The organism is Nocardioides sp. HB32 (assembly GCF_054058995.1).
The window spans coordinates 1,409,043-1,422,197 of sequence record NZ_JBSSBS010000001.1 but is presented as its reverse complement, the minus strand read 5'-3'; the positions used below and the strand labels follow the sequence as shown (position 1 = coordinate 1,422,197).

The 13,155-nt window shown below is 71.4% G+C and carries 11 protein-coding genes; 3 read left to right on the top strand and 8 right to left on the bottom strand.

What is annotated here, in order from left to right; genetic code table 11:
• Positions 1-7: 7 nt before the first annotated feature.
• Genes ACVW2K_RS07235 through glmS form a run of 3 tightly spaced genes read right to left on the bottom strand, consistent with a single transcriptional unit; the run spans position 8 to position 3,617 of the window.
• Positions 8-1,399 (bottom strand): NAD(P)H-hydrate dehydratase, encoded by a 1,392-nt coding sequence (locus tag ACVW2K_RS07235; RefSeq protein WP_457202043.1) that lies wholly within the window; start codon positions 1,397-1,399, stop codon positions 8-10.
• Between the two features lie 20 nt (positions 1,400-1,419).
• Positions 1,420-1,773, bottom strand: a complete 354-nt coding sequence (locus ACVW2K_RS07230) for a holo-ACP synthase (RefSeq protein ID WP_028636336.1) — start codon at positions 1,771-1,773, stop codon at positions 1,420-1,422.
• Positions 1,773-3,617, bottom strand: a complete 1,845-nt coding sequence (gene glmS / locus ACVW2K_RS07225) for a glutamine--fructose-6-phosphate transaminase (isomerizing) (RefSeq protein ID WP_457202042.1) — start codon at positions 3,615-3,617, stop codon at positions 1,773-1,775. Before glmS ends, ACVW2K_RS07230 begins: the two co-directional genes overlap by 1 nt.
• Before the next feature lie 41 nt (positions 3,618-3,658).
• Between glmS and coaA the strand changes: the two genes are divergently transcribed.
• Positions 3,659-4,621, top strand: a complete 963-nt coding sequence (gene coaA, locus ACVW2K_RS07220; protein ID WP_457202041.1) for a type I pantothenate kinase — start codon at positions 3,659-3,661, stop codon at positions 4,619-4,621.
• Between the two features lie 32 nt (positions 4,622-4,653).
• On the opposite strand, the gene glmM is transcribed toward coaA, so the two are convergent.
• The 3 genes from glmM to rplM are packed head-to-tail and all read right to left on the bottom strand — an operon-like array spanning position 4,654 to position 6,991.
• Complete coding sequence (gene glmM / locus ACVW2K_RS07215) at positions 4,654-6,000, bottom strand: phosphoglucosamine mutase (protein ID WP_457202040.1); 1,347 nt, start codon at positions 5,998-6,000, stop codon at positions 4,654-4,656.
• Between the two features lie 11 nt (positions 6,001-6,011).
• Positions 6,012-6,509 carry a 30S ribosomal protein S9 gene (rpsI, locus tag ACVW2K_RS07210; protein WP_028636340.1) on the bottom strand — a complete coding sequence of 166 codons (498 nt, stop codon included), beginning with the start codon at positions 6,507-6,509 and terminating at the stop codon, positions 6,012-6,014.
• Between the two features lie 38 nt (positions 6,510-6,547).
• The gene (gene rplM, locus ACVW2K_RS07205) at positions 6,548-6,991 is read right to left on the bottom strand and encodes a 50S ribosomal protein L13 (RefSeq protein WP_028636341.1); all 444 of its coding nucleotides are present in this window, start codon (positions 6,989-6,991) and stop codon (positions 6,548-6,550) included.
• Between the two features lie 276 nt (positions 6,992-7,267).
• On the opposite strand from rplM, the gene ACVW2K_RS07200 reads away from it, so the two are divergent.
• Positions 7,268-8,557, top strand: coding sequence for a citrate synthase (locus ACVW2K_RS07200; protein ID WP_028636342.1), 1,290 nt, complete (start codon positions 7,268-7,270; stop codon positions 8,555-8,557).
• A gap of 71 nt (positions 8,558-8,628) precedes the next feature.
• Complete coding sequence (locus tag ACVW2K_RS07195) at positions 8,629-9,246, top strand: HAD family hydrolase (RefSeq protein WP_457202039.1); 618 nt, start codon at positions 8,629-8,631, stop codon at positions 9,244-9,246.
• Positions 9,247-9,261: 15 nt separating this feature from the next.
• On the opposite strand, the gene ACVW2K_RS07190 is transcribed toward ACVW2K_RS07195, so the two are convergent.
• Positions 9,262-11,688, bottom strand: a complete 2,427-nt coding sequence (locus tag ACVW2K_RS07190) for a choice-of-anchor A family protein (RefSeq protein WP_457202038.1) — start codon at positions 11,686-11,688, stop codon at positions 9,262-9,264.
• Positions 11,689-11,877: 189 nt separating this feature from the next.
• Positions 11,878-13,104: an MFS transporter gene (locus ACVW2K_RS07185; RefSeq protein WP_051548792.1), complete on the bottom strand. Its 1,227-nt coding sequence runs from the start codon at positions 13,102-13,104 to the stop codon at positions 11,878-11,880.
• Positions 13,105-13,155: the final 51 nt, after the last annotated feature.

Genomic DNA, 13,155 nt, shown 5'->3' with positions numbered 1-13,155 from the left:
TCTCCCATCACCGGGTCGACAGGCCCCGCACGGCGTCCGGGATCGCGTGTGCGACGTCGCTCGCCACCAGCGGTCCGCCCCGGCTCGCCAGGGTCGCGGCGGCACCGTGCAGCCAGGACCCGACCGAGGCGGCGTCGTATGGCGAGAGCCCGGTGGCGAGCAGCGCCCCGACCAGCCCGCCGAGCACGTCGCCCGCACCCGCGGTCGCGAGCCAGGCGGTACCCGTCGTGGTGACCCGGGTCCGGCCGTCCGGGTGGCTGACGAGGGTGTGCCGGCCCTTGAGGAGGACCGTGCAGCCGTACTGCTCGGCCGCCCGCCGCGCGTGGTGCAGCGGCCGGGCCTCGATCTCGTCGCGGTCGACGAGCAGCATCGCCGCCAGCTCGCCGGCGTGGGGGGTGAGGACGGCGTCGGGGGGCGGAGCGGTCACGTGGCGGAGGGCGTCGGCGTCGATGACGAGCGGGACGCCGTCCCCGAGCGCCGCGGCAAGCTCCTCCTTCGCGCCCTCTCCGCCGCCGGAGCCCACCACCCACGCCTGCACGCGTCCGGCACCGACCACCTCGGGGTGGACCTCGCGAACGGTGTCGGCGGCCTCCCCGGCGTACCGGACCATGCCGCAGAGACCACTGGTGGCGCCGGCCACGCTGAGGAGGGCGGCGCCCGGGTACTGCGCGCTGCCCGCGCGGATCCCGACCACGCCCCGGGTGTACTTGTGCGCGTCCGGCGTGGGCCGCGGGAGCAGCCGCGCGACGTCGCCGGGCTGGAGCGCCTCGACCTGCGCCTCCGGGAGCTCGAGGCCGAGGTCGACGAGGTGGACGACACCGCAGGCGGCGGCGGCCGGGTCGACGAGGTGCGCGACCTTGTGGGTGCCGAACGTGACGGTCACGTCGGCGCGGACGTGCGCACCGTCGAGCTCGCCGCTGTCGACGTCGACGCCGCTCGGCGTGTCGACCGCGACCACCGGGACGCCCTCGACTGATCGCAACGCCTCCTGCGCGTCGTCCCCGAGCCCCGGCCGACCGCCGATCCCGACGATCCCGTCGATCACGAGATCGGGTCGTCCGCCTCTCGCACCTGTCTGCGCCGCCGTGGGGCGGACGACCCGGCCGCCGGCGGCCCGCAGCGCCCGGACCCCCTGCTCGTGCGCCCGATCCGACAGCAGCCACGCCTCGACCTGCACGCCCCGGCGGGCGAGCAGCGACCCGGCGTACAGCGCGTCGCCGCCGTTGTCCCCGGACCCGACCAGCAGCAGCACCCGTCGGCCGTACGCCGTCCCGAGCAGGTCGATCACGGCGTACGCCAGCCCGGCCGCGGCCCGCTGCATCAGCGCGCCCTCCGGCAGCGTGCGCATCAGCGCCGCCTCGGCCGCCCGCACCTGCTCGACCGTGTGCGCGCTCCTCATGGGCCCGACGTTAGCCGCGATCAGGCGGACTCGAGCACGACCACGGCGCTGGCGATGCCGGCGTCGTGCGACAGCGAGAGGTGCACGGCGGCGACGCCGAGCTCGGCGGCGCTGGCGGCGACGGACCCGCGGAGCGAGAACAGCGGCCGACCGGAGGACTCCGACACCACCTCGGCGTCGTGCCAGGCGAGGCCGGCGGGGGCGCCGAGGGCCTTGGCGAGCGCCTCCTTGGCGGCGAACCGCGCGGCGAGCGAGGCCAGCGGGCGTTTGGCCTCGGACTCGGTGAACAGCCGGGCCGACAGCCCCGGGGTCCGCGTCAGGGACTCCCCGAAGCGCTCGATGTCGACGACGTCGATCCCTACGCCGATGATCACTACTCGACCGTGACGGACTTGGCGAGGTTGCGGGGCTGGTCGACGTCGTGGCCCATCACCGTCGCGAGCTCGCACGCGAACAGCTGCAGGGGTACGACGGCGACCAGGGGCTGCAGCAGCACCGGGACCCGCGGCAGCCGGATCACGACGTCGGCGTACGGCGTGATCGCGTCGTCGCCCTCCTCGACCAGGCAGATGGTGCGGGCGCCGCGGGCGCGCACCTCCTGGATGCCGCTCACCATCTTGTCGCGCAGCTGGTCCCGGCCGGCCGGCGGCACGACGCAGAGCACCGGCAGCCCGTCCTCGACCAGCGCGATCGGACCGTGCTTGAGCTCGCCGGCCGCGAAGCCCTCCGCGTGCAGGTACGCCAGCTCCTTCAGCTTGAGCGCGCCCTCGAGCGCGACCGGGTAGCCGGCGTGCCGGCCGAGGAACAGCACCGACCGGGTGTCCACGTGCTCGCGGGCCAGCGAGTAGATCGACGGCGCCGACGACAGCACCGAGGCGATGTGGTCCGGCATCGCCTCCAGCTGGTGCATCACCTGCGAGATCTCGTCGCCGTACCGGGTGCCCTTGACCTGGGCGAGGTACAGCGCGAGCAGGTAGCAGGCGACCAGCTGGGTCAGGAAGCCCTTGGTCGAGGCGACCCCGATCTCCGGTCCGGCGTGCGTGTAGATGACCGCGTCCGACTCACGCGGGATCGTGGAGCCGTTGGTGTTGCAGATCGCGAGCACCTTCGACCGCTGCTCCCGCGCGTGCCGGATCGCCTGCAGCGTGTCCGCGGTCTCGCCGGACTGGCTGATCGCGACGACCAGCGTGGAGTAGTCGAGGATCGGGTCGCGGTACCGGAACTCCGAGGCCAGCTCGACCTCGACCGGGATCCGGCACCAGTGCTCGATGGCGTACTTGGCCACCATGCCCGCGTAGAACGACGTGCCGCACGCGATGATGATGATCTTGTCGACGTCGCGGAGCTCCTGGTCCGAGAGCCGCATCTCGTCCAGCTGCAGGTGGCCCTCGGGAGTACGCCGGCCCAGCAGCGAGTCGGCCACGGCGCGCGGCTGCTCGAAGATCTCCTTGCGCATGAACCAGTCGTGGCCGTCCTTCTCGGCCGCCGACAGGTCCCAGTCGACGTGGTAGCGGCGCCCCTCGGAGGGCGAGCCGTCGAAGTTGCGCACGTCGACCGCGGTGCGGGTGATCGTCACGACCTGGTCCTGGCCGAGCTCCATCGCCTCGCGGGTGTGCTCGATGAACGCCGCGACGTCGGAGCCCAGGAAGTTCTCGCCCTCGCCGATCCCCACGACCAGCGGCGAGTTGCGTCGCGCCGCCACCACCCGCGACGGGTCGAGCGCGTCGACCGCCACCAGCGTGAAGGCTCCCTCGAGGCGGCGTACCAGCGCGAGCATCGCCTCGGTCAGGTCCGCGCCGCCGAGCACCTCGAGCTCCAGCAGCTGCGCGGCGACCTCGGTGTCGGTCTCCGACAGCAGGTGGTGGTCGCCGGCCTCGAGCTCGGCGCGCAGCTCGGCGAAGTTCTCGATGATGCCGTTGTGCACCAGCGCGACCCGGCGCTGCGGGCCCGCGTGCGGGTGCGCGTTGACGTCGTTGGGCGCGCCGTGCGTGGCCCAGCGGGTGTGCCCCATGCCGATCGTGGTCGCCGGGAGCGCGTCACCGGCGATCGCCTTCTCGAGGTTCGCGAGCTTGCCGGCCCGCTTCTCGGTCGCAAGCGCCCCGTCCGCGACGAGCGCGATCCCGGCGGAGTCGTAGCCGCGGTACTCCAGGCGCCGGAGCCCCTCGATGACCACCTCCTGGGCGCCCTTGTGACCCACGTAACCCACGATCCCGCACATGGGCCTCACTGTATCGACGGCCCCCTGCAAGAATCGCGGCCATGTCTGCGAACGGCGGTGCGCACGAGGAGTCATCGCCGTACCTCGAGCTGGACCGCTCCGCCTGGGCGGCACTGGCCGCCGAGGTGGAGAACCCGCTCACCGCGGAGGAGATCCGTCAGCTGCGCGGCCTCGGCGAGCAGCTCGACCTCGACGAGGTCCAGCAGATCTACCTGCCGATGTCCCGACTGCTGAGCATGTACGTCGAGTCCGCGGGCCGGCTCTACCGCCGGCAGGAGGAGTTCCTGCACCAGGTGCAGCCGCAGCGGACGCCGTTCGTCATCGGTCTCGCGGGGTCGGTCGCGGTCGGCAAGTCCACGACCGCGCGCGTGCTGCAGCAGATGCTCGCCCACTGGCCGGAGCACCCCAACGTCGCGCTCGTGACCACCGATGGCTTCCTCTACCCGAACGCCGAGCTCGAGCGCCGGGGGCTGCTCCAGCGCAAGGGCTTCCCGGAGTCCTACGACCGCCGCGCCCTGCTCCGCTTCGTGGTCGACATCAAGTCCGGCAGGGACGAGGTCGAGGCCCCGGTCTACTCGCACCTCACCTACGACGTGCTCCCCGACGAGAAGGTCGTCGTGAAGCGGCCGGACATCGTCATCATCGAGGGGCTCAACGTCCTCCAGCCGGCCCGGGTGCGCGAGGACGGCCGCGCCGGCCTCACGCTGAGCGACTTCTTCGACTTCTCGGTGTACGTCGACGCCGGCACCCGCCACATCCGGAACTGGTACGTCGACCGGTTCCTGCGGCTGCGTGAGACCGCGTTCCGTGACCCGGAGTCCTACTTCTCCAAGTACGCCGCCCTCTCGCACGACGGTGCGGTCGACGAGGCCACCCGGATCTGGGACACCATCAACGGGCCCAACCTCTCGCAGAACATCCTGCCGACCCGGTCGCGCGCCACGCTGGTGCTGCGCAAGGACCGCGACCACTCGGTGCGCTACGTCCGGCTCCGGAAGCTCTGAGCGCCAGGTCGAGATCCAGCCGGTGGGCCGTGTCAGAGGGCCAGCTGGCTCCTCACGACCTCGGCGAGGCGGTCGGCGACCGACTGCGCCTCGTCCTGGGTCGGCGCCTCGACCATCACCCGCACCAGCGCCTCGGTGCCGGACGGTCGCAGCAGGATCCGGCCGGTCTCACCGAGCGCGGCCTCCTCCTCGGCCACCGCGGCCGCCAGCACGGCGTCGTCGTCCGCGCGCGCCTTGTCGACGCCGGGGACGTTCACCAGCACCTGCGGCATCCGGGTCATCACCGACGCGAGCGAGGCCATCGACTCGCCGGTCGCGGCCATCCGCTCCAGCACGTGCAGGGCGGTGAGGATGCCGTCGCCGGTGGTGGCGTACTCGCTCATGATCACGTGGCCCGACTGCTCGCCGCCGAGGGAGTAGCCGGACACCTTCATCGCCTCGAGCACGTAGCGGTCGCCGACCTTGGTCTGGCGTACGCCGATGCCGGCCGCCCGCATGGCCTGGACGAAGCCGAGGTTGCTCATCACCGTGGCGACGACGGTGTTCTTCGCCAGGTGCCCGGTCTCGGCCATGCCGAGCGCGAGGATCGCCATGATCTGGTCGCCGTCCACGTCGTTGCCCGCGTGGTCGACCGCGAGGCAGCGGTCCGCGTCGCCGTCCAGGGCGAAGCCGACGTCGGCGCCGTGCTCCAGCACCGCGGCCCGCAGCGGCCCGAGGTGGGTCGACCCGCAGCCGTCGTTGATGTTGAGGCCGTCGGGCTCGGTGCCGATGGCGATCACCTCCGCGCCCGCGGCAAGCAGCGCGGCCGGACCCGCCCGGTACGCCGCGCCGTGGGCGCAGTCGAGCACGACCTTGATCCCGGTGAGGGGCTTGTCGATGGTCGAGACGAGGTGCTCGACGTACTCCTCGACGGGAGTGGCGTACGGCGTCACCCGGCCGATGTCGCCGCCGAGCGGGCGCTCCCACGGCTCGTCGAGGTGCTGCTCGATCTCACGCTCGACGGCGTCGTCGAGCTTGTGCCCGCCGCGGGCCAGGAACTTGATGCCGTTGTCCGGCATCGGGTTGTGCGAGGCGCTGATGACCACGCCGAGGTCGGCACCGAGCGCCTGCGTCATGTACGCGACGGCCGGGGTGGGCAGCACCCGCAGCCGGACCGCGTCCACGCCGGCCGACGCCAAGCCGGCGACCACGGCGTGCTCGAGGAACTGTCCCGAGATGCGGGTGTCCCGGCCGACCACGGCGAGCGGGCGATGGCCCTCGAACTCGCCCCGGCTGGCCAGGACCCGGGCAGCGGCAACGGAAAGGTCCAGGGCCAGCTCCGCGGTCAGCTGACCGTTCGCCAGGCCCCGGACCCCGTCCGTGCCGAAGATGCGCGGCATGCGCGTCGTACTTAGCGCTTCGAGAACTGAGGCGCCTTGCGGGCCTTCTTGAGACCAGCCTTCTTGCGCTCGATGACGCGGGCGTCACGGGTGAGCAGGCCGGCCTTCTTGAGCGACGGGCGGTTGGCCTCCACGTCGATCGCGTTCAGGCAGCGAGCCACGCCGAGGCGCAGCGCACCGGCCTGACCGGTGATGCCACCGCCGTGGATGCGGGCGATGACGTCGAAGCGGCCCTCGAGCTGCAGCGCGGCGAACGGCTCGTTCACGACCTGCTGGTGCAGCTTGTTCGGGAAGTAGGAGTCCAGCGCCCGGCCGTTGACGGTCCACTGGCCGGTGCCGGGGACGATGCGGACGCGCGCGACGGCCTCCTTGCGGCGGCCGGTGGCCGCGGCGGGGGCGATGGTCGCCGGACGGGCGGGGGTGTCAGCGGAAGGAGAGCTCTCCGAGCTGTAGGCGATGCCCTGCTCGTCGGTCTCGTAGGTCTCTTCGACCTCGGTGGTGTCGGCCACGATGTTCCTCACTCAGAATTTCTCGACGAATCAGACGATTACTGGGAGATCTGCTTGATCTCGAACGGAATGGCCTTCTGGGCCTGGTGCGGGTGGTTGGGCCCGGAGTAGACCTTCAGCTTCTTCAGCATCTGACGGCCGAGCTTGTTCTTCGGCAGCATGCCCCACACGGCCTTCTCGATGGCCTTGCGAGCGTCCTTCTCCAGGATCTCACCGATCGGGGTCGAGGACAGACCGCCCGGGTAACCGGAGTGGCGGTACGCCATCTTGGTGGTCTTCTTGTCGCCGGACAGGGCGACCTTCTCCGCGTTGACGATGATGACGAAGTCACCGGTGTCGGCGTGCGGGGCGAAGATCGGCTTGTGCTTGCCGCGCAGGAGGTTGGCGGTCTGCACCGCGAGGCGACCGAGGACGACGTCGGTGGCGTCGATGACGAGCCACTCGCGCGTGATGTCGCCGGGCTTGGGGCTGTACGTGCGCACGGAGGAACTTCCTTCGTTCGTAGGGCCCGGGCGACCCTGTGCCGTCCGGGTGGTGGTGCGACGCCTTCTGACGAACACTGCCCGGCTGGTCCTGTGTGACGAGGAGTCCGGGTCTGCACCCCGATCCCGTGGCGGGTCGGAGCGCGGCAGGGGCGCGACTGACAAGAGTACGGGGGCGCGTCCGCGCAGGTCAAAACCGCAGTGCGCGGTCCGGGACGGGCCGAGGTTTCGAGACGCGGTTTCGCCAGCCGTTGAGTCGCAGTCTAAGTTGAGAGGGTGACTGAATCTCTCACCGTCCGCGACAACCGCACCGGACAGGAGTACGAGGTCCCGATCACCGACGGCACCATCAAGGCCGCGGATCTGGGACAGATCAGGACCGACGGCGACACGCCGGGGCTGGCCGTCTACGACCCGGGCTTCGTCAACACCGCGTCCTGCCGGAGCTCCGTCACCTACATCGACGGCGACAAGGGCATTCTCGAGTACCGCGGCTACCCGATCGAGCAGCTCGCCGAGAAGTCCTCGTTCCTGGAGGTCGCGTACCTCCTCGTCCACGGATCCCTCCCCACCAAGGAGGAGTACGAGTCGTGGGTGCACGAGATCACCTACCACACGTTCGTGCACGAGAACGTCAAGGAGTTCATGCAGGGCTTCCGCTACGACGCGCACCCGATGGGGATGCTGATGGCATCGGTGGGCGCTCTCTCGACGTTCTACCCCGACGCGCGCAACATCAGCGACGCCGACAACCGGCACATGCAGATCGTGCGGATGATCGCGAAGATGCCGACCCTCGGCGCCTGGTCGTTCCGCCACGCGCAGGGCAAGCCGTTCGTCTACCCGGACAACGAGCTCAGCTACACCGCCAACTTCCTGTCGATGCTGTTCAAGATGAGCGAGCAGAAGTTCGACGCCGACGAGCGCCTGGTCAAGGCCCTCGACGTGCTGTTCATCCTGCACGCCGACCACGAGCAGAACTGCTCGACCAACGCGGTCCGCTCCGTCGGCTCCTCGCAGGTCGACCCGTACTCCGCGGTCGCGGCGGGTGTCGGCGCCCTCTTCGGCCCCTTGCACGGCGGTGCCAACGAGGCCGTGCTCCGGATGCTCAAGCGGATCGGCAGCAAGGAGAACATCCCCGCCTTCATCCAGGGCGTGAAGGACGGCAACGAGCGGCTGATGGGCTTCGGCCACCGCGTCTACAAGAACTACGACCCGCGCGCGAAGATCATCAAGAAGGCCTGCGACGACGTCTTCGAGGTGACCGGGGTCAACCCGCTCCTCGAGATCGCCCAGGAGCTGGAGAAGATCGCGCTCGAGGACGAGTACTTCGTCAAGCGCAAGCTCTACCCCAACGTGGACTTCTACTCGGGCCTGATCTACGAGGCCTTCCAGTTCCCGCCGGAGATGTTCACGGTCCTGTTCGCGATCGGCCGCACCCCGGGCTGGCTGTCCCAGTGGTCCGAGCTGGTCCAGGACAAGGAGCAGAAGATCGCGCGCCCCAAGCAGATCTACACCGGCGCCCGCACGCTGGAGTTCGTGCCCGCGTCGGAGCGTTGGTCCTGAGCGAAGCGAAGTACCAACGGCCCGACGGGTCAGGGCCGGCGGTCGCTGCTGACCTCGCTAGCGTGAGGTCGGTGAACAAGCCTCCCGCCGGCGTGGTGCTCGACCTCGGCAACGTCCTCATCAGCTGGCAACCGGCCCTCGCCATCGCGGCGGGGGTCGGTGCCGACGAGGCCCGGCGGTTCCTGGACGCCGAGGACTTCGACTTCATGGCCTGGAACCACGAGCAGGACAGCGGCCGGCGGTGGGCCGACGGCGTCGCCGAGGTGCGCCGCACCCACCCGCACTGGGTGGAGCATGCGGAGGCCTACCTCGCCCACTTCCCGGCCTCGCTCAGCGAGGTGCCGGGCAGCCTCGACGTCGTGCGCGACCTGAAGGTCGCCGGCGTCCCGGTGGTCGGCCTCACGAACTGGTCCGACGAGCTCTACTACCCGTACGCCGCCGAGCAGTTCGCGGTGCTCCGGCTGCTCGACGCCGTGGTCGTCTCCGGTGAGGTGAAGATCGCGAAGCCCGACCCCCGTGCCTTCGAGATCGCCGCCGAGCGGGCGGGTCTGTCGCTGGACCGCCTCGCCTTCGTCGACGACAGCCCCCGCAACGTCGAGGCGGCCGCGGCGCTCGGCATGGACGCGATCCTGTTCACCGGCGCGCCCGCGCTGCGCACCGAGCTGCGCAGCCGCGGCCTCCCCGTCTGAGGCCCACGACCGGACCTACGACAGGACGCTGACCGTCCTCGACACGGGCCGTCCACGCGACGGGTCGACGGTGATCCTGACCTGGTCCAGCTTCGCCAGCTGCCGCCTGGCCGCGGCGCTCAGGTGCAGCGAGGCCGTGGCCGACTGCCCCGGCTTCAGGCCCACCGCGCCACGGGCCAGCACGGTGCCGCCCGACCGCACCGTCAGCGCGCCCCGGCCGGGCATCGAGGAGACGATCCGCATCGAGAACGACGACCCCGAGACCCGGCCGGCGCCGACGAATCCGGCGGTGTCCGCGCCCGGCTGCACGGTCACCGTGGCGCCGGCGCTGTTGTTGGCCGGGTTCGCGTCGGCCGAGGTCGACGTCACCGTGGCGACGTTCTCGACCGTCACCGGCTCGGTCGTGCCCATCCGCTCCGTGGTCGTCCGGTCGTGCAGGCACACCAGGTCGAGGGTGGCGTTCTGGGCGGACCCGCTCCGGTTGAAGAGCCGGAAGGCGCGCTCCTTGAGCCGCGGGTCGTTGCCCCAGTGCTGCACGCCCGGGGGCAGGTCGAAGGTCGCGACCACGCCCTTGGCGTCGTCGGGGCAGGTCACCTTGAACTCGTTGCCCTCGGCAGCGGTGTCGCCCGGCACCGAGACGGTGTCGACGACGTGGGTGAACCGCAGCTCGTGGGTGTGGCCGAGCACCGGACCGACGGTGGTGTGCAGGCAGCGCGCCGAGACCGTGGCGGTCACCGGCGAGGCGGCGTCGAACGTGAACGTCCAGGTCCGGGCGTCCTGGTCGGTCTCCGACCCGACGAGGACGGCGGCGCCCGACGAGAGGTCGTAGCCCGGCGCGACCGGCACCGTCCCGGCACCGCAGGTCAGGGTCACCGAGGTGCGGCCGGCGGGCAGCGCCTGGGTGGCGGTGGCCGGCGCCGCGTCGGCGAGCAGCGGGTGCCGGTGGCTGTCGCCGTGCCCGGTCTGGCGGTCGGCGGCCTCGGTCTGTCCCGGCAGGCAGACGATGAACGCCTTGGCCTGGACCCGGCCGGTCGCGTCGTTGCGGATCACGCCCTTCCAGGTGCCGATGCCGATGCTCTGCGAGCTGAGGACCGTGACGTCCGAGAACGTGCCCGTGCCCTGGTCGACGTGGTCGATCCGGAAGTCGCCGTCGCTCAGGATGTCACCGGGGTTGCAGGAGAGCGTGACGCTCCGCTGCTGGCCGGGGTCCAGGTCCACCTGCACCTCCGGGTGGTACGGCGTCAGCCAGTGGTAGGCCTGCGGCTGCGAGGACCGGCCGGCGCCGGCGATGGGATTCGCGGTCACCGTCACGGTCACCGTGGTCGAGGCGCCGGCGGCGAGGTTGCCGACGCTGCACGTCACGACACCGGCCGCCTGCGTGCACGGGGCCGAGGCCGACACGAACGTCACGCCGCTGGGGAGCGCGTCGTGGACGACGACCCCGGTGGCGTCGTCGTTCCCGACGTTCCGGGCGGTCAGCGTGTAGGTGAAGGTGTCACCGCCGTGCGGCGTCGCGGTCGACGCCGACTTGGTGATCGTGACGTCCGCGGTGGCCGGCGTCGAGGGCGGCGTCGGCACGCAGGAGCTGCTCGGCAGCAGGTTCTGGTGCGTCTCGAAGCCCGACGCGAAGCTCTTGGCGATGACCTGGCCGATCGTGTGGCCGACCGAGCTGACCGTGAACGCCGCGTTCGGCGCCAGGATGTGGCCGCCCCAGGCGGACCCGTAGCTCATCGTCAGCGTCGTGGCGTCCGGGAAGTTCCAGATGATGCCGGGGTACGACGCCATCACGGTGTCGTTGACCTGGCTCGCGCCCGACGAGACGTCCCACATCTGGCCGGCGAGGCTCACCGACGTGCCGGGCACGTTGATGATCGTGGTCGCGCTCCCGGGCACGTGGTAGCCGACGTGCTTGCCGGCCGCGAGGTCGGCGGCCTGGGCGGGTGTCAGGTCGAACACGTTCAGCGAGCTGTCCGTGCCGGTGAGGACCAGCGCCGGGTTGCCGCCCGCGGTGCCGTTGGTCACGGTGCCGGTCGCGGTCGCGGCGCCCCAGGCGGTCGACAGCGCGCGCAGCTGGCTGAACGCGGTGCCGAAGTCGACCGGGTTGCTGGCGAGGTAGCCGGCGCCGGCACCCCCGTTGAAGTTCACTCCCGACTGCGGCGTGACGTAGGCGCTGCCCTTCTGGAGGTTGTAGCTGCCGTGGCTGCCGGCGATCACCAGCGCGGCGGAGCCGGCCGGGAACCCCGACGCGAGCCGGGTCCCCACGGTCATGCCGCCGGCGCTGTGGTTGCCGCCGTACGCGATGGCGCCCTCGGACTCGGAACCGCGGGTTCCGTTCCCCTCGACGAACTCCGTCCATCCCGTCGCCGGGCCGAACGCGTTCGCGACAGTCGTGCACGAGACAGGCGTGCGCGCGTCCGCACCGCCCTCGCTGAGCTGCAGCACGGCGAGCGAGCCGAGGCAGCAGGCGAGAGCGGCCGCGAGAGCCGGAAGACGGAGCGCGCGAGGCGCGCGCGTGGACCCAGACATACGCATCGTGTCTACCCCCCAGTAGGTCAGCACCGACGACGGTGCCAGCCGCCGGGGCGGACTGCGGCCGGTTCGGGCAAACGGCCCCGCACCGGACTGGACCGGTCAGGAACGCTGCAGGCGGCGTACGTCGGGGGAGAGCAGCGCGAGCAGGGACGAGCAGCCCATCACCAGGCCGATCACCACGAGCCAGGTGTCGAAGCCCACGACCGCCGCGATCGGCCCGACCAGCACCAGACCGAGAGGACGCGCCACGAACGACCCGACCATGTCGAAGGAGTAGACCCGGGCGAGCTTCTCCTCGGGGATGTTCTGCTGGATCGCGACCTGCCACTGGACGTCGAAGACCTGCAGCCCGAAGCCGTGCAGGAACGCGCCCACCAGGATCGGCAGCAGGTGGTCGCTGAACGCCATCGCGAGCGGGAACGCCGCGGTCAGCGAGAGCAGCGCGGTGCCGACGAAGAGGCTGCGGCGGGGCTCCCAGCGCAGGCACAGGAGGCCGCCGGCCACGAACCCGGCCATCAGCGTCCCGAGGGCGAGGCCCCACGACGACCGGCCGAACTGGTCCCCGATCACGATCGGGCCGAGCACGGACTGCGCGCCGCCGTAGAAGAGGTGGTAGAGCAGCGCCTGCCCGATCAGCAGCCACAGCCAGGTGTGCCGCAGGACCTCGCGGAGGCCGTCGCCGAGGTCGTTCAGGAACGTCGGACGCGCGCCCTCCTGGCGGGTGTGCGGGACGTCGAGCCGGGAGAAGCAGTACGCCGCGATCGCGAACGTCGCGGCGTCGACGCCGATCGCCCAGCCGGAGCCGACCCCTGCGACGAGCACGCCGCCCACCGCGAACCCGACCACGCCGGCACTGGTCTGGAGCAGCGCCCGCTGCGCCACGGCCTTCGCGACCAGCCCGGCCGGGACCGTGACCCGGGTCATCGCCGAGGCCGACGGCTGGCTCAGCGCGCCGAGGCAGCCGTTGAGCACCCCCATCGCGCCGAGCAGGGGGATCGTCGCCCACCCGCCGATCAGCAGCGCCGCGACCACACCCTGCGTGACCGCGCACGCCGCGGACGAGCCCTCGAGCATGAGCTGGCGCGGGACCCGGTCGCCGAGCACACCGCCGAACAGCACGGTGACCACGTCGGCAAGGGCGTACAGCGCGACGACGAGACCGAGGTCGGAGGCGGAGCCACCGAGGTCGAGCACCGCGAACGCCAGCGCCACCGGGGTGATGGTGTTGCCCAGCGTGCTGGTCGCGGTACCCGTGACCAGCAGCCGGAAGTTGCGGTGCCGCAGCGGCCGGTCCGTGCCCGCCGGTGCCGCGTCCAGGGTGCTCACCGGGACATGATGCTTCGCTGACGAACTATTCGTCAACGAACTAACGCCTAG